Annotated in this window: 18 protein-coding genes; 13 read left to right on the top strand and 5 right to left on the bottom strand. The window is 46.2% G+C overall.

All coding sequences use genetic code 11. The annotated features are described in order from the left end of the window. Window positions 1-35: 35 nt before the first annotated feature. From ACT6R0_RS03275 to xth, 11 genes are all read left to right on the top strand, one after another. On the top strand, window positions 36-692 hold the full coding sequence (locus tag ACT6R0_RS03275) for a hypothetical protein (protein WP_444651258.1): 657 nt from the start codon (window positions 36-38) through the stop codon (window positions 690-692). Window positions 693-820: 128 nt separating this feature from the next. Next, the gene (locus tag ACT6R0_RS03270) at window positions 821-1843 is read left to right on the top strand and encodes a patatin-like phospholipase family protein (protein ID WP_444651256.1); all 1023 of its coding nucleotides are present in this window, start codon (window positions 821-823) and stop codon (window positions 1841-1843) included. 24 nt (window positions 1844-1867) lie between these two features. Next, complete coding sequence (locus ACT6R0_RS03265; protein WP_444651254.1) at window positions 1868-2269, top strand: FKBP-type peptidyl-prolyl cis-trans isomerase; 402 nt, start codon at window positions 1868-1870, stop codon at window positions 2267-2269. Between the two features lie 110 nt (window positions 2270-2379). After that, complete coding sequence (locus ACT6R0_RS03260; RefSeq protein WP_444651253.1) at window positions 2380-3057, top strand: J domain-containing protein; 678 nt, start codon at window positions 2380-2382, stop codon at window positions 3055-3057. A 61-nt stretch (window positions 3058-3118) separates the two neighbouring features. Beyond that, entirely contained in the window at window positions 3119-3484 is a 366-nt protein-coding gene (locus tag ACT6R0_RS03255; protein WP_444651251.1) for a glyoxalase, read from the top strand. Window positions 3485-3513: 29 nt separating this feature from the next. Beyond that, the gene (locus tag ACT6R0_RS03250) at window positions 3514-4002 is read left to right on the top strand and encodes a hypothetical protein (RefSeq protein WP_444651249.1); all 489 of its coding nucleotides are present in this window, start codon (window positions 3514-3516) and stop codon (window positions 4000-4002) included. Between the two features lie 8 nt (window positions 4003-4010). Next, window positions 4011-4496, top strand: coding sequence for a hypothetical protein (locus ACT6R0_RS03245; protein ID WP_444651247.1), 486 nt, complete (start codon window positions 4011-4013; stop codon window positions 4494-4496). Between the two features lie 26 nt (window positions 4497-4522). After that, window positions 4523-6391, top strand: coding sequence for a CocE/NonD family hydrolase (locus ACT6R0_RS03240; RefSeq protein WP_444651245.1), 1869 nt, complete (start codon window positions 4523-4525; stop codon window positions 6389-6391). 113 nt (window positions 6392-6504) lie between these two features. Further along, window positions 6505-7161, top strand: coding sequence for a J domain-containing protein (locus tag ACT6R0_RS03235; RefSeq protein WP_444651243.1), 657 nt, complete (start codon window positions 6505-6507; stop codon window positions 7159-7161). Window positions 7162-7204: 43 nt separating this feature from the next. Further along, complete coding sequence (locus tag ACT6R0_RS03230; protein ID WP_444651241.1) at window positions 7205-7669, top strand: DUF1572 domain-containing protein; 465 nt, start codon at window positions 7205-7207, stop codon at window positions 7667-7669. A gap of 102 nt (window positions 7670-7771) precedes the next feature. Further along, window positions 7772-8548: an exodeoxyribonuclease III gene (gene xth / locus ACT6R0_RS03225; protein ID WP_444651240.1), complete on the top strand. Its 777-nt coding sequence runs from the start codon at window positions 7772-7774 to the stop codon at window positions 8546-8548. A gap of 323 nt (window positions 8549-8871) precedes the next feature. On the opposite strand, the gene ACT6R0_RS03220 is transcribed toward xth, so the two are convergent. Next, window positions 8872-9729, bottom strand: a complete 858-nt coding sequence (locus ACT6R0_RS03220) for a hypothetical protein (protein WP_444651238.1) — start codon at window positions 9727-9729, stop codon at window positions 8872-8874. A 242-nt stretch (window positions 9730-9971) separates the two neighbouring features. Beyond that, the gene (locus tag ACT6R0_RS03215; protein WP_444651236.1) at window positions 9972-12020 is read right to left on the bottom strand and encodes a pentapeptide repeat-containing protein; all 2049 of its coding nucleotides are present in this window, start codon (window positions 12018-12020) and stop codon (window positions 9972-9974) included. A gap of 405 nt (window positions 12021-12425) precedes the next feature. On the opposite strand from ACT6R0_RS03215, the gene ACT6R0_RS03210 reads away from it, so the two are divergent. Continuing rightward, on the top strand, window positions 12426-13049 hold the full coding sequence (locus tag ACT6R0_RS03210; RefSeq protein ID WP_444651235.1) for a hypothetical protein: 624 nt from the start codon (window positions 12426-12428) through the stop codon (window positions 13047-13049). Window positions 13050-13157: 108 nt separating this feature from the next. After that, window positions 13158-13532 carry a ribosomal maturation YjgA family protein gene (locus tag ACT6R0_RS03205; RefSeq protein ID WP_444651233.1) on the top strand — a complete coding sequence of 125 codons (375 nt, stop codon included), beginning with the start codon at window positions 13158-13160 and terminating at the stop codon, window positions 13530-13532. A 343-nt stretch (window positions 13533-13875) separates the two neighbouring features. On the opposite strand, the gene ACT6R0_RS03200 is transcribed toward ACT6R0_RS03205, so the two are convergent. From ACT6R0_RS03200 to ACT6R0_RS03190, 3 genes are all read right to left on the bottom strand, one after another. After that, window positions 13876-14349 (bottom strand): GyrI-like domain-containing protein, encoded by a 474-nt coding sequence (locus ACT6R0_RS03200; protein ID WP_444651231.1) that lies wholly within the window; start codon window positions 14347-14349, stop codon window positions 13876-13878. Between the two features lie 107 nt (window positions 14350-14456). Then, the gene (locus tag ACT6R0_RS03195; RefSeq protein ID WP_444651230.1) at window positions 14457-14756 is read right to left on the bottom strand and encodes a GIY-YIG nuclease family protein; all 300 of its coding nucleotides are present in this window, start codon (window positions 14754-14756) and stop codon (window positions 14457-14459) included. A gap of 87 nt (window positions 14757-14843) precedes the next feature. After that, window positions 14844-16760, bottom strand: coding sequence for an amino acid permease (locus tag ACT6R0_RS03190; RefSeq protein ID WP_444651229.1), 1917 nt, complete (start codon window positions 16758-16760; stop codon window positions 14844-14846). Between the last annotated feature and the right edge of the window lie 50 nt (window positions 16761-16810).

Below are 16810 nucleotides of genomic sequence, written 5' to 3'. Positions count from 1 at the left end.
GTTACAAGTTATAGGTAGTACCAAACCACCTGACTATGAAACGACTGCTACCCGCCCTGCTTGTGGCTATTGCCCTCATGGCATGCCAATGGGATAAAGCCCGGCCTGCCCAAGCCGCTATAAAAGACCCCGACTCGTACGAAGCCTTTAAAACCTCGGTCACTAAGCATAAAGCTGAACTTACCGGAAAGCCGCACAAGGAGGTTTCCTGGTACTTTTTCCATTTGGTCAATGACAGCCTCCCTGCTTACTGGAACGGCACCCCCTGGGATTTTTACGGCATGACACGTACACCACAAAAAGGCGACATCGCATGCGGGTATTTCGTGACCAATACGCTGGCCGACCTCGGATTTAATATACAACGGGTAAAGCTGGCACAGGTGGCTTCAGGCGACATGATAAAGGTGCTGTGTACCGACATAAAAACCTGTAACGGCATAAAAAGTTTTGAAGCGTATATGGACAGGCAGCCGGTTAATTCGGTGTATATCGTGGGACTGGACTTCCACACCGGCTATATTGTGAAAGATGCTGAAGGTAGCTGGTTCTTCCACTCCAATTACATTAAGAGAAAAGGTGTGATCAAAGAGAAGATAGGCGAATCAGCGGCATTGGCAAAGAACAAATTCTTTATGATCGGGAGTTTAACGGGGAATAAAAAACTGTTGGGGGAATGGGTAAGTAAATAATGGTCGTTCTGTAAAAACAACGCAAATGTCATATTGAGCGGAGTCGAAATGCGACATTTCCTTAGTTTTGCTTCACGACTGCGCTCGAAGTGACAATCACCTATAAAATAACTAATATTGATCAAGCCATGAAAAAAATAGTGCTCATCCTATTGCTATCCCTCAGCGCTTTCGCCCAAAAAACCGAAAGCCAATCCATAGAAAACCTTGTGTTTGAAGGGGCGGGCATACGGGGCATTGCCTATTCGGGTGTGATAAAGGAATTGGAAGGCCGTGGCATTATGGGCGGCATCCAAAAAGTGGGCGGTACCTCTGCAGGGGCGATAACTGCAATGATGGTTTCGCTTGGGTACAATTCGGATGAGATATACAGCATCATTTCAGAAACCAAATTCCAAAAGTTAAATGATGGCGAAATGATGTTCGCGGGCGGGATATACAGGCTTTGCCATAGGTTTGGCTGGTATCGTGGCGATGCCTTTAACCGTTGGCTTGAAAAGCTGATCGCAGCCAAAACAGGCAATTCTGATATCACTTTCAAAGAGCTTGTGCTAAGAGGCTCTAAACAGTTGTATGTTACCGGCACCTGCCTTAACAGGCAAAAGCTGGTAGTATTCTCGGCGGAAACGTATCCCAATATGAAAATAAAGGACGCTGTACGGATATCGATGTCGGTTCCGCTGTATTTTGAGGCGATTTTCATTGACGGCGATGGCAAGGTATACAAAAACCTGAAACAACAAAAAGGACTGGACATTGTTGTAGATGGCGGCATTACCGGCAACTTCCCTATCTTCCTGTTCGACAGCATAGCCACAGATGCATCAGGAAAAGAAATAAGGCTCCCAAACCCGAAGACACTGGGCGTGCGCATCGACTCTGACTCACAGATAGCAAACGACAACTGCGATAAAGAGCTGGCCGAAATTGACATTGACGACCTAAGCGATTACATGCAGGCGTTTTACATCCTTACGTTGGAAAACCTCAACCGCAACCAACTGATACCGGAAGACTGGGACAGGACGATCTCGGTCTCAGATGCCGGTATAGGACCGAAGGTCAAAAAAATGTCTGAAAAGCAAAAGCAGGCACTGATAAAGAGCGGAGAAGCGAACACGAAGCATTTTTTTGAAACTATGGAATTGTAATGAATTGATCTGTAATTTAGGCAAATGAAAAACACCTTGATCATCTTAGCTATAGCACTGTGTGCCTCCTGTGCGCCAAATAAGGCCGTAACCGCATCGGGACTGCAGTACCAAATACTGGAAAAAGGTTCGGGGACCCCTGCAAAGGCCGGAGACGAAGTCCTCATTTTTGAGACCACGAGCTACCGCAACGGCACGGTCCTGTATTCGAATTACAATGCTGCATCGCCTGTAAAAGTGCTCATTGGCGGCAACCAGGCTACAGCGGCAGTAGACGAAGGCCTCAGGGGAATGCGTGTGGGCGAGGTACGCGAGCTTACCGCGCCGCCGCATCTGGTAAAGCGAAAAGGGTATCCGCCCAACGTATCGCCCGACTCTACGCTGGTCATCAAAATAAGGCTGGATAAGATCGTGGCAAGCCAGTAAAGCGTTGCCTGCCTGATATTTGTATCCAGGTTATTACCAAAGAACATATTATTCTTACATTTTTTACGTTACTTTATAATCCGCCCGGGCATTTTGGGCATTTCACCCGCATGAAGGACCACTACCAGATACTTGGAATCAGCCCCGCATCGACACAGGACGAGATCAAAAAGGCCTACCGCCTGCTCGCCCTGCGCTACCATCCGGACAGGAATGGCGGCACTGTGCACAGCGAGGAAGTATTTAAGGAGATCGTGGGATCATATAAAGTGCTTAGCGACTTATCGGCACGCAGGTCGTACGATTATTGGCGTACCCCCAGGGAAACCCCAATGGAGGAAGACATTGCCTCTGATACGGTCACTCCCGCAAAGTTCCTGCGTATTTTCAGGACGATAAAGGAAAAAGTAGTGAATGCCGACATCTACATCAGCGAGTCATGGCTGTTCGACACCATCAACAATGTGCTTACCACCGATAACCTCAACTTCCTGGTGGGCGAAGCAGACATTTTTACCAACGGGCTTATCATCGATGAGATCGTTGCGACTTCGGCCTACCTGCCCGATCCCTCCAGAATGGTCATTTACCGGAAGCTTATACGACTGGCCCATGGCGATGAAGGCCTCCGGAGGAAAGCATCGGAATTAAGCGGGTTTGAATTTGTGCCACGCTCTGAAAAGGTGAAGGAAAAAGAAGAGAATGAGGATATTTCCGATTATGTTTATTTTTTCATCGCGATGCTGATAGCGTTGTTGCTGTTTGCGGTTATTTCCGGTATAAATTAAATGGCCGTAAGCAAACTGCTTTATTTATCCCTACATTTACCTAAAACAATCAGTTAATACAATGAAGCACAATGCCAGATCTATACGCCCGTTCATAGGGGCGAAGAATTTTGAAACCTCACGCCGGTTCTACCGTGACCTCGGATTTGAGGAAAACGCCATAGCACAGGACTTTTCGGTATTCCACAGTGGGGCTTTCTCATTTTACCTGCAGGCCTATTATGTAAAGGAATGGGTAGACAACACCATGGTTTTCATGGAAGTGGATGACACACAGCGTTTTTACAATGAACTGATGGCACTAAAACTGGAAGATAAATATGATGCCGTACGCATTGTTCCCATCCGTACGATGGACTGGGGCAAGGAATGCTTTGTACACGACCCATCAGGGGTATTATGGCATTTTGGGGAGTTTTTTAATTGATGATTTATTATTGATTATTTTCTATTGCAATGCAGCGCTTGAAATATTTCATTCTTCTCCTGCCACTAATAGCTTTCTTTTCGTGCAAAAGAGAAGCGACAATCTGGGATGTCCAGAACGATACTATCATTGTTTATGATACTCTTAGGTATAATACCATGCGTCATGATAATTTTAATGGCGGAAAGGTCAAACTGATAGACACTGCACGTATTAATGGAGAAAAGCGCGCGATAATGGATGCCCGTAAAGGTATGTATTCATACTATTTCGGAGCAGGACATGGAACTACAGAACGATACATAAAATATATCAAGAGCGCTTTTGGGGCAAAAGGCATCAGGGTCGATTTTTATTATGTAAGTTGTCGTGGCGGCGGCCCTTTAGGAGATGACTTTGGAAATCACAGCTATATGAAGACCGCAAAAATTGAATTTGAAAAAAAATATGGCAAGACTCGAATCGACTCCATGCGCATAGCATTTGAAGAGTTGACTAAAAAATACTATGGCAGATAAATAAAAATATGAAATTAATTTCCATCATAATCATAACATTACTACTGCTTTCCTGTAAGCAAAAGCAAAACGAAGTATTGGCTGAAAAGGAAAGCGATACTTTGGTGGTTTATGATCACAAAAAATATCAGATGCTGTGTGCACAAAACCCTGAAAATAAGATAAAATACAAGCTCATCGATACCGCGTGCATTAACGGAAAAAAGCGTGCAAAGGAAGAAGCTGCCAGAGGAATCTATACATTTCATTACGGTGCCGGGCTGGGTTTTAATGAAAGTAAAATGGCATACCTGAAAAAAGCATTTTCAAAGAAGGGCATTACAATAGATTTCTACATCACGAGCTGTATTGGTGGGGCTCCGGCCGAAGGGGAATTCGGAAGACATTGTTATGTAACAACTGCTAAAGAAGAATTTGAAAAGAAATATGGCAGGGCACGCATCGACTCTATGGAAAAAGCAAGCATAGATTTGATGGAAAAATACCGAAGATAATACACAACAAAATCACAGGAATATACATGAAAAAACTACACCTCCTCCTATTCCTCCTCTCCCTTACCGCATTCGCGCAAGGCCAAAATGCCGACTCGCTCTATATGCGCCAAAACTATGAGAAGTTTGAGTACAACATTCCGATGCGCGATGGCGTAAAGCTGTTTACCATTGCATACGTGCCAAAGGACAAGTCGAAGACCTACCCGTTCCTGATGAACCGCACTTGCTACAACGCTTCGGGGTATGGTAATTATAATACCTACGGGCATCCGTCCAACTATTTGGTCCAGGACAAGTACATCTTAGTATTCCAGGACGTGCGGGGCCGCTACATGTCCGAAGGGGTTTTCGACAACATGACGCCTAACATTCCCGGCAATGATAAAAAGAACAAGAAGGCCATCGACGAAAGTTCGGATACCTACGACACCATCGACTGGCTGCTTAAGAATGTAAAAGGCAACAACGGCAAGGCGGGCATTTACGGCATATCCTATCCCGGCTTCTACTCCGCCGCGGCATTGCCCGATGCGCATCCCGCCCTGAAAGCCGTTTCGCCACAGGCCCCGGTATCCGATTTCTTTTTTGACGATTTCCACCACATGGGTGCCTACCTTGAGAGCTACACCCCGGCATTCCCTGTATTTGGCATCCAAAAGCCTGGGTTGACCAAAGACGACTGGTTCGAGGGAGCGCTCATGCGTATGTTTGCCAACGCACCGCACGATGCCTACGACTTTTACCTGCGCCTCGGGCCGTTGAAGAACATTACAGAAAAGTACCACTATGATAACTTCTTTTGGCAGCAATTTGTTGAGCATCCCAACTATGACGAATTCTGGCAAAAAAGGAGCATCCTCCCCCACCTGAAGAACATTACCCCTGCCGTGATGACCGTAGGCGGATGGTTTGATGCCGAAGACCTGTACGGTCCGCTGAACATTTACAAAGCCATTGAAAGATCGACCCCGAAAGCCAGGAACACTATCGTTATGGGCCCCTGGTCGCATGGGGGATGGGCACACGAAGAAGGTAAGCTTACCCACAACCACATTTATTTTGGCGACAGCATTTCGACCTTTTACCAAAAGGAGATCGAGCGGAAATTCTTCGCGCATTACCTGAAGGATGGCGCCAACCCCAACCTGCCCGAAGCCTACTTGTATGATACCGGCAAAAAAGAATGGAAAACCTTTGATGTATGGCCACCGAAAGCCACGGCGAATACCCAACTCTATTTTGGCGAAAAAGGTAAGCTCGCCATCAACAAGCCACAAAATGGCAAGGCGGTTTTCGAATATCTAAGCGACCCTGCGAAGCCCGTGCCCTATACCTCGCAGATCGAAGGGCTTACCTTTACCCCTCGCAACTTCATGTCGGATGACCAGCGCAACGCTTCCCGCCGTCCGGATGTGCTGACATTTGAGTCGGAACTACTGACGGACGACATGACCCTTGCCGGTGAGATACTGGCGAAGCTGGACGTATCGATGACCGGTACCGATGCCGACTTCATAGTGAAGCTCATCGATGTGTACCCTGACAATGAGCCGAATTACGAAGGCAACCCTAAAAATATCGTGATGGGCAACTACCAGCAGCTGGTGCGCTCGGAGGTGTTCCGCGGGCGTTTCAGGAATAGTTTTGAAAAGCCCGAACCGTTCGTGCCCAACCAGGTAACCAGGGTCAACGTGCCCCTCCAGGACATCCTCCACACCTTTAAAAAAGGCCACCGCATCATGATACAGGTACACAGCACATGGTTCCCGTACATCGACCGCAACCCGCAAAAGTATGTGGACAACATTTACAAGGCTAATGAGGAGGATTTCATCAGATCGACCATCAGGGTCTATGGCAGCTCGGTGATCGAGATCGGGAAAAGGAATTGATCGGCTATGAGTTATATATTGCCGATAGCATGATCCGGAGTATTTCACAATGTTGGTATTTTGCCTTCTGAATTATATTCCGTTATTTTGAGGGTTCCGAACAATTTCCCTGAATGAAGGACCATTACAAAATACTGGGTGTGGAGCCCGGATCCACACAGGACGCGATAAAAAAAGCCTACCGCATGCTGGCCCTGCGCCACCACCCCGACCGTAATGGCGGCGACAAGGCATCGGAAGCATTGTTCAAGGAAATATCGGAAGCTTATCTTGTTGTGGGCGATACCTCCAAACGGCAGGCGTATGACGACAGGCGCTTCCGAAAGGAAAACCCTGAGTTTGACTATGCATCGAAACAGGTTACGCCGGTCACGTTCCTCATCACGTTCAGGACCATCCGTGATAAGGTGTTCAACGCGGGCGGGTATGTAAAGGAAGAAGCGCTCTTCAATGTCATCAATAATGTACTTTCTACAGAGAACCTCAACTTCCTGGTGCTTTCGGCTGATGTACGTACCAATAGCATGATCATCGACGAGATACTGATCTCTGCCATTTTCCTCAGCGATACCTCTAAAACAATACTTTACCGCAAGCTGGTACGCCTTGCCCACGGCGACGCGCAGATGCGGGAGAAGATCTCGGTACTGACCCACAGCTCCGACCGCCAACCGCGACAAACCGAAGAAGAGCCACCATCTGGAAAATATGCGTATTTTTTCATAGCCCTTGTCATCGTGCTGATAATTTTGGGGCTGCTGGCGGGATAACTTCTATTTTTAGTATCTTCGAAGGGCAAACGATATCCATCCCATGACACCATCTAACCAACTGGCAAAACACCTGCGCGAAGTATTTTTCGGAGGCAACTGGTGCACCGTTAGCCTAAAGGACGTTCTAAAAGACGTTACCCATACCGAGGCGGAAACCAAAGCACACAATTTCAACAGCATGCTTGCGCTTACCTACCACATGGGCTATTACATTACCGCCATACTGAAAGTCATGAAGGGAGGGCCACTGGACGCGCACGATAAGTTCAGCTTCGACCATCCGGCGGTGGGATCGGAAGAGGACTGGCAGGAATTGCAGCAAAGGCTTTGGGGCGAAGTAGAAGCCCTTGCGGCATTGATCGTGCAATTGCCCGAAGAAAAACTGTGGCAGGACTTTGCCGATCCGAAATACGGCATCTATTTCCGTAATCTTTTTGGGGTTATCGAGCATACGCACTACCATTTAGGGCAGGTAGTTTTGGTTAAAAAGCTGGTGCGTTCTTAAGTTCAGGCGTTCTGATCTCGGGAACTAAGTTGTGTGTGAGCCCTGAATAAAAGATCTGTTAACCTCTGTACCGCTATCAAGAACTCTTCGTACCTTAACATTATGAAACTTGCAACCTATAATGTAAATGGCATAAACGGCAGGCTTCCCGTACTGCTGCAATGGCTGGATGAGGCAAAACCCGACGTAGCCTGCCTGCAGGAGCTTAAGGCCCCGCAGGAGAAATTCCCTATTGAGGCTATTGAAGCCGCGGGCTACCAGGCGATATGGCACGGGCAAAAGCAATGGAACGGCGTAGCGGTCCTTGCCCGGAACGGACTTGAGATGAAGGAAGTGGGCCGCGGCCTGCCGGGAGATCCTGAAGACGTTCAAAGCCGCTACATTGAAACACTGGTGAACGGTGTCCTCATTTGCTGCCTGTACCTTCCCAACGGCAATCCCGCGCCGGGGCCTAAATACGATTATAAGCTCAAATGGTTCGAGCGCCTCACCGCAAGGGCTAAGCAGCTATTGGAATTTAAGATACCCGTAGTACTCATGGGCGACTTCAACGTAATGCCTACCGAACTCGACGTTTACAAACCCGAGCGCTGGACAGACGACGCTCTTTTCCGCCCCGAAACACGCGCAGCTTTCCACAAGCTTGTGGCTCAGGGATGGACCGATGCGATACGCACCCTTTATCCCGGCGAAGTCATCTATACCTTTTTTGACTATTTCAGAAATGCGTATGGACGCAATGCCGGCCTTAGGATCGACCATTTCCTGCTGAGCAACGAACTGAAGGGTAAGCTGAAAGCGGGAGGCGTGGACAAACACGTGCGCGGCTGGGAAAAGACAAGCGACCATGCTCCGGTTTGGATAGAAATAGCCCCCTAACCCCCAAAGGGGGAATTCCACTCATACACATTAAATATTGATCACTGATTTTCCCCTTTGGCAGCTAGTGGGCTTTAAATGCATGGAACCAAACAAATTATTACTCGTCCATTTGCTGCTTCTAAATTTGATGGTACTGTTGGGACTCGCATGGTCCGAAGGCGCACCACCGTTTGCCAACATTGTCAATATGTTCACGCTTTCGCTGAATCATTTTTATGCTGACGTTATTCAGGTCTTCAAAAAAAGATCAATGCTTGTCTCAAAATTAAAAGCCCGCCAGGCATTATACCTGACTGGCTTTCACTTTCTGTGAAATATTTTTACTTCAGCGCGTCAAAACCTTTCTGCAGCTTGTTGAATTCCTTTCTGTCCGATGGTGATGCTACAAGCGCCTCTACCTTAGGCAGCTGAACAGCGGCATCGTCCTTACGTTTGTGGTAGATAAGGAAGTCGGCATAGTTCCAGTTATTCAGGAAGTAGGATTTGATGGCGATGCTCTCTTTATAGTTGGCTTCGGCATTAGCAAGGTCTTTATTCATCAGGTAGCAGGAACCCAGCTGGTCGTGCAGGAAGGCTTTGTCGGTATCGTCCCACTGCTGGTTAAGTGCATCATTGTACACATCAATTGCTTCCTGGTACTTGCGCCCCATAATGAGCTTCCCTGCCCTATTGATGTATTCTGTTGTCCTGCTGCTTGTTTCGGGGAATGCCGGCCTGTCTGACGATGCCGAATTTTCCACGCTTATCTCCCCGCCAAAAACAGAGTTCTTAAGGTATTTTACCAACTTGGCATCGCTATCCGTTTCCTCGAAGAAGTCCTGAAGCGGCTTGTAGTTGCCTTCGTTCAGCACCACTGAAGCGTTAACCGAGTTTTTCAGCTTGTCATACAATGGGTCGATCAGCTTACTGCCCGATATGTTCATCTCGGCAAGTACTTTACGCAACAGGTCGAGCACAGCAAGGAGGTGTACTTTTTGCTCAGCGTTCACATGGTCGTTAAGCGGAATGACAAACGCCTCTCCCAAAGCCCTGAGGGCTGCATTAGTCTCGCCCGCGTCGAATTTCTTCTGTGCGTCGATAAGTTTTTCAGGTGCCTTTTTCAGGTTGTTCTTTGCAGCAAAAAGCGAATAAATAATGAAGAGTACGACTACGCCCCCTCCGATGTACAGATAATTCATTGTATTTAGGTTTTATGCCATTAAACAGGCAAGTTATAATTTTTATTTTTTATAGAATAGCTAGTCTATCTAAATCTTATGGTGATTAATTTTAACCACATAGATGCATAGCTTTTGTACGTTTACTATAGAATGTAATAGAGGAACACAATCTTAAGCTTCGCTTCACTATGCTTCTTCAACTGAAAATAGACGGCTGAAATACTATGTTCCTATGTGGTTAAAAAAATCAGAAAGTTACTTTAATATTTTACATCTGTAATATTGGCACCTTTAAAGGTAGCATCCGTTGTATTAGCACCGGTAAAGTCGGCGCCGGTACAGTTTACGATCTCAAAATCGGCACCGGTGAGGTTGGCATCCCTGAAATTAGCACCACTTACATCAGCCCCGGTAAAATCGACATTTGTAAGGTTCGCACCTTCAAAATTAGCACCCCGAAAAAATCCATTTGTAAATAATGAACCTTTAAGATCAGTACCGCTAAGATCGACACCGTCGGCAATGCAGGCCGTAAATTCAGACGCACGAAGGTCGTCAGCCCCAAAGCTGAAACCTTTAGGTAATGTTACCATCCCCGGTTTGAACTGTTTCCCTGCTTTAGCACGCGTTGAGTAAATATTGAGCGGCAGGCTGGCAGTGTACAATTGCTCAAAATGTCCGTTTGCACCACCTGCTTCCAGGAATTTACTATGTCCATTGATCATCTCTGTAATAGCTTCATTGCTAAGTTCTTCATTCTTTGCGAGGCTCTCTATCAATTCCTTGTCAATTTCATCCTCCCTTGGCGCTACATCCGACATCGGGAAAAGTTGTGCAAGCTTGTTATCAGCACCTTCCTCAACATAGGTAAGCGGTATCCTGTTGCCCTCGCCCGATGCTTCAAATTTCGCCATCATTTCGATCCGCACCTCTTTTATTGCATCTTCCCCTTCTTCTGTACGGAGTTTGTACGAAGTAAGCCACTCATTTGAGAACGGCTTCACATTTACCAACAGTATCTCTTCAAGGTTCATTTGCAATTTTGCAGGGACGTTTTTGGACGGCATATTAATGAACGCTCCAAAATCATCAGGCGCGTATTGCCCATGCCTGAAGAACGTGCTGATGTCATTGCTCGCACCCATCATGCCTTTCACGCACCATAGCTCTACATTATCCTGCCTGAACTCAATGGTCAGGTGCTCGTTCTTTTTGATGTGGGCTTTAATGTCGCTGTGCTCAATGGCGATCTGCGTTACACTGTTGAGCAGCGCCACGCAAAAATGGTCGTATATATCATCGTAGGTCACGTGGCCGTCGAATTCGATGTACATTTCCGCGCCTATGCCGTTATATTCCAGATTGGCATCAGAACGCTCGGACGTATACACATCGCTCAAACCGTCTGTAATAACAATTGTAGAATCTTTGGTATAAATAACACGCAGCACTTCGGATGTATGGTAATGGCTGCCTTCGGGCCAGCTGTTGCTGCGGAAACCGCCTACGCTAAGGTAGATCGGCACCGGAAGCACCGTACCTAATGTTTTGTAAAAGGCAGTCCTGATACGGATGGCCTCATCCTGGGCATCACGGCGCTTTTTATATTCGGGGGTAAGCTCGATGGTCTCATTGGCAGGCTCCAACTCAGCAATGCCAAATTGTGGGAAGCCGGGTTTAGACTGGATCACAAAGTCATCTCCTTCCAGCTTATAATACAGCTTTTCGACATTGCCGCCCAATGCTTTGTAAAGGCACTTGATAAGATTGGTATCGGCAGGTGAAGAACCCGAATTCGTACGTGTAGAAAGCACGGTGGTCTCATCGGTATAAACACCGAGCTCATCGGCCTGCTGCACAAATCTGATGATGGCTTCGGCCTTTATGAACTCCGGGTTGTCGGTAGTATAGCGCACGGCATCTTCCCTGATCTCCCTTTTCAGGTCGGCCAAAAGATGTGGCACATCCATCACAAGCCTCTCCATGGGCTGCCCTTTTACATAAGTAAAACGTATTTTGGTATCGGCAGGCAATCCATAGTAAAGATCACTAATATCGAGGTCGCCCCTCATATTATCGATCACCTCATCGATCTCTTTTAATCCCTGGGTAACGGCATCATCGGGATTTTGTTCGGCATACCACGCGGTGTAGCTTTTTCCTTCATGCAAGAGGAATACGCTGCCGCCGCTGCTTCCGTATTCCGACTTATAAAATTCCTGGTGGTAAGTCCGGCCTTCCCTAAGGTGTGGCTCAAGGTGCGCGGTGATGCGCTGCATTAGTTCCAAATGTTCTGCAGATGGGTTCATTCTATGGTATTATCGGTTATTGGGCCGAATTTAATGAATTTGGTTTTAAGAATAGATTATGAAGTTAAATATTACATCAACAAATGAACATTCGTTGGGTTTTGTAGGATAAGCGTTGATTTGCTGCTGGTTTTTTTTACCACAGGGTTCTTAAGAATTACACGAAGCCCACAAAGCAGTGCAATTAAAACTCAGAAACTGAAAAGATTTTTGTGCTCCATCGTGGTAGAAAATAAAAACAATATCTCGCTGAAAATCAGGCACAAAAATGTAAGATAAATTTTAAGCTAAATCGTTTTCGTATTTTGGCACGGCATTTGGATTATCCTAAACAGGAACACAAATTAAAAGTTCCTGCGGAAGCCGAAAAGCACAGAGTAGGCGCCACATTAAATTTTAAATGTCATGAAAAAAATTACCTTTTTAGTTGCCGGATTACTGATGAGCGGTAGCCTGGCCCTGGCGTCAGAAATAACTATTTTTTCTGGCAGGCCCACAAATTACGGAATAGACTATCGCGAAGCCGAACCCGTAATATTCATGGAGCGCGGCATTGAGTTCCTGGTTTTCCCTGACGGTGAGTTCGATTTTAATACAGAGCCGGCCACAAGTGATGATAACTCTTACTACCGCAGCAACAGGCGAGGACAAAACAGTACCTACGGTGCTCCCGGCAACAACAGGGGCGTAAAAGTAGAGCACGACTACAACGGTCGTGTACGCAGGGTAGGCAACGTGTTTATCAACTATGACGCAAGGGGCCGTGTAAAACGCATAGGTACCGTGTATATGAGCTACAACAGCTTTGCACTGGCACAAATAGGCAACCTGAGGCTGATATACAACAGGTCAGGCCAACTGGTAGATGCTACAGGATACGTTAACGCCTACAACCGTGCCTACACTTATGAACCGTATTATAGCGGAGGCTACGGCAACGGGAATAGCAGTGGCGGCGGAACTACACACTATGATGATGATAACGACGACAGGTATTACCGCAAGCCTGCCGAAGGTACAAAAGGATAGATCTGCAAATCAATTGCCGAAGGGCCGCTTTTAGGAGCGGCTTTTCTTATTTTTACACGCCTATACTTTTTGTAGTAACCTGCCGTTACCCTGTAAACACCGTTAAACATGCTAACCTTTAAACGAAATTATTTCATCCTTACCATCCTGCTTTTCATTACAGAAGTACTTATAGCATTATATGTCCATGACAAGATCGTAAGGCCCTATATTGGCGATATGCTGGTGGTAATACTCATTTATTGCTTTGTAAGAACGTTTTTTAAATGGACGGTGGTTCCCACCGCGATCGGTGTGCTCATTTTTTCCTATGTGGTAGAAACGTTGCAATACTTTAAAATAGTGGAGGTGCTTGGTTTGCAGGATTCTGCATTTTTCCGAACCGTGATAGGAACCTCATTCGTTTGGATGGACCTCGTTATGTATACTTTGGGCATAGTAATTGTACTTATCATGGAAAGAGTGAGGTTACATAAAAAGTGAATTATTTTTGGCAAGCCACAACACGTTCTATGACAGATCTGAAAAAGTTCGACGCATCCAAATCACAAAAAAGGTAAGTAATTTCACAGAAAAACAAATTGTAATAAAAATAATTACAATATATTTGCGGTTTGGCACGCAAGTTGCATTAAACATAACATCATGAATCTCTTTTCATGAGGTTTATAATAATTGGTTGGTTGGTTTGTTAAGTCCCGTCATCTCACGTTTAGATGGCGGGATTTTTTTGTGTGATCTATGCCCGTACTTCCTTACCCGATCCTGTCCAAAGTTGAGTGAAACGGGACGTACATATAAGCTTCTAATCTTACTTATCTTAACCCTATTTTATCGGTATCCAAACCTCTTCCTCAGATGCCGGATCGCCATGCCTGTACTTCTCCCCTAACAGCTCAAAATGCGGACGGTTATCCAAAACATACCCCGATGCAGGCAGCCATTGGCAAAAAATATAGTTGAAAAAAGAGTCTGCATTCTCCGGTGAGCCTTTGTAAACAAAAACAGCATACAGCCCTTCGGGCAGTTCCAGAAATTTCATTCCATCCGGAATTACATCAACGCCGGCCACCTCAACAGCAGCCCATTTTTCAAACTCATTTGCAGGATCGAAATTCACATAAAAGCCTTCGGGACAGATCTGCAATGAGAACAGATCGGTACCTATGGCGTTCACGATCTCCTTTCTGTGGGGCATGAAGCTGCTCCATAATTCGAACGTACGGTTATGGGCATGCGACATGGTCAGATGTTTACCAATGAGTTTTTTAGGCTTGAGAGATCTTATTCTGGGGGTCATTGTGATTCCAAAGACTTTAAAAACATTAAAAACATAATAATCAAACAATTACGAAAAATACCCGTCTCCGTCATTGCGAGGAGGAACGACGAAGCAATCTTTCCTTATCATAGACAGCTATTGATCGAATAAGTAAGGTCATTCCATTCGGGATTCATCGACTTGATCAAATCCAGTTTCTTCTTTCTAGAGCCTGCTTTTATTTGTTTTTCCCTTCCAATCGCATCTCCAATCATCATGAAGGTTTCAAAATAAACTAATTTACTGATGTTATATTTTGCCGAAAAAGAATCCGGATATCTTTTGGATCGATGGTTGGCAACACGTTCATGCAAATCAGATGTAACACCAACATACAATACTGTGTTATTTTGATTCGTCATAATGTATACAAAACCAGGTTTCATAAATGTATTTAGTAATTGTTAGGTTGAAGTAGAAAGATTGCTTCGTCGTTCCTCCTCGCAATGACAGCCTGACAATATTACGTACGTCTAAACCTCCACCCCATTCAGCTTACTGTTCCTTCGGCTAAAGCCAAAATAAATGGTAAGCCCTATCAGCAGCCATGCCGAGAAATAGATCCAGTTCCAGACGCTCAGCTCTGCCATCATGTACAGGCAGCAGATAAGGCCCAGCAGCGGTATCAGCGACAGGTTTTTGCGGAAAGCCCAAATGGTTAGTAATACCAGTGTGATAAGGAAAATGTACATCGGTATCTTGTGCTTGAACAGTTGGAAGCCGCTCTCATATTTCAGGTCCTCAGCGATAGGCAATTCGTCTACCAGCCTTTTATAATCGACTTCGTTCTTTTCATACATGCCAAGTATCTGCTCAAGGTCCTGCGTTCCGTTGGCTACATCGCGGGCAAGCAGCGAGTTGTATACGGCATCGGCCTGCTCTTTTGTCAGCGATGTCACTATCGTAGCCGGTGTATTGATCTGCTTATCGTTATTAAGGAAAGACATAGTAGCCTCTTTATTATACGTGAAGGAAAAGACTATCCCTGCGATAAGCGCTACCGGCATGATGAATTTAGCATTTACGTAAGGTGTACGGAACTTGCCCCTTGGCACATCTTTACGGTTTTGCAGTACCAATACCCCCGCGCAAACCAGCACAAAGGCGAAAAGCGTACCTATCGAACAAAGGTCGGTTACCATGGTCAGGTTCAGGAACAAGGCAGGAACGGCCACTACAAATCCTGTAACTACGGTAGCATACGATGGTGTTTTGAACTTAGGGTGTACGCGTGAATAGCGCTTTGGCAACAGTCCGTCGCGGCTCATGCTCATCCATATCCTTGGCTGGCCCATCTGGAATACCAAAAGCACGCTGGCCATGGCAACCACGGCACTCACGGCAATGATGCCGCTCATCCACCTAAGGTCAAGCTTTTCGAACACGAATGCCAGCGGGTCGCCCACATTCAGCTCGTTATAACGTACCATCCCGGTAAGAACAAGTGCGATGATCACATATAAAATGGTACATATCACTATGGCATACATCATCCCTTTCGGCAGGTCGCGCTGTGGGTTTTTACACTCCTCGGCAGTTGTCGATATCGCATCAAAACCAATATAGGCAAAGAAAACCGCAGATACTCCCTTTAGCACCCCGGCAGCACCATTTGGCGCGAACGGGTCCCAGTTGGCCGTATCTACATAAAATACACCGACCGCAATTACCAATAATATAATGCACAATTTAACCACCACCATAAGGTTGCTGGCGTTGCGTGACTCCTTCATTCCCCTGTAAACAAGTGCGGTTATGATAATAATGATAAGCAGCGCGGGAAGGTCGGCCACAAAGTGGAACGAACCCAGTGTAGGTGCGGTAGTCCATGCGGTATAGGCTGCCTGCAGGCCTTTGTCAAGGTTCTCGAAAGTTTTGCCGCCCTGCATTAAGGCTGTGGCGTGTTCAAATCCGTTAGATGCCGTAAGGTAATCCATTTGCACCCACTGGGGCAGGTTGATGCCCCCGCTACTGAGGAGCCCTGTAAAGTAATCGCTCCAGGATATGGCTACTGTAATATTGCCAATGGCATATTCCATTATGAGCGCCCACCCAATGATCCAGGCTACTATCTCTCCAAAAGCTACATAGGAATAAGTGTACGCACTGCCCGATACCGGCACCATAGAGGCGAACTCAGCGTATGCAAAAGCGGCAAAACCGCAGGCAAGTGCCGTAAACAGGAACAGAAATATCACCGCAGGACCTCCATCGGCGCTGGCTTTGCCTATTGTACTAAAGATACCCGCACCTATGATCGCCGCGATACCAAATGCAGCAAGGTCTCGTACGGTAAGGTGCCTGCCAAGGGAATTTCCGTGTTCGTTATTTTCTACCTGGTTAAGTATATCCTGTACGTTCTTCTTGCGAAATAAGCTGTTCAATCCCATTTGGAGTTCATTCTGTTTTATTGATAAAAACAAATATAGGATTTAATTGA

The sequence above is a fragment of the Flavobacterium sp. genome (genome assembly GCF_052437795.1).
Lineage (GTDB): Bacteria > Bacteroidota > Bacteroidia > Flavobacteriales > Flavobacteriaceae > Flavobacterium.
This window is presented reverse-complemented; position numbering and strand designations above follow the sequence as displayed.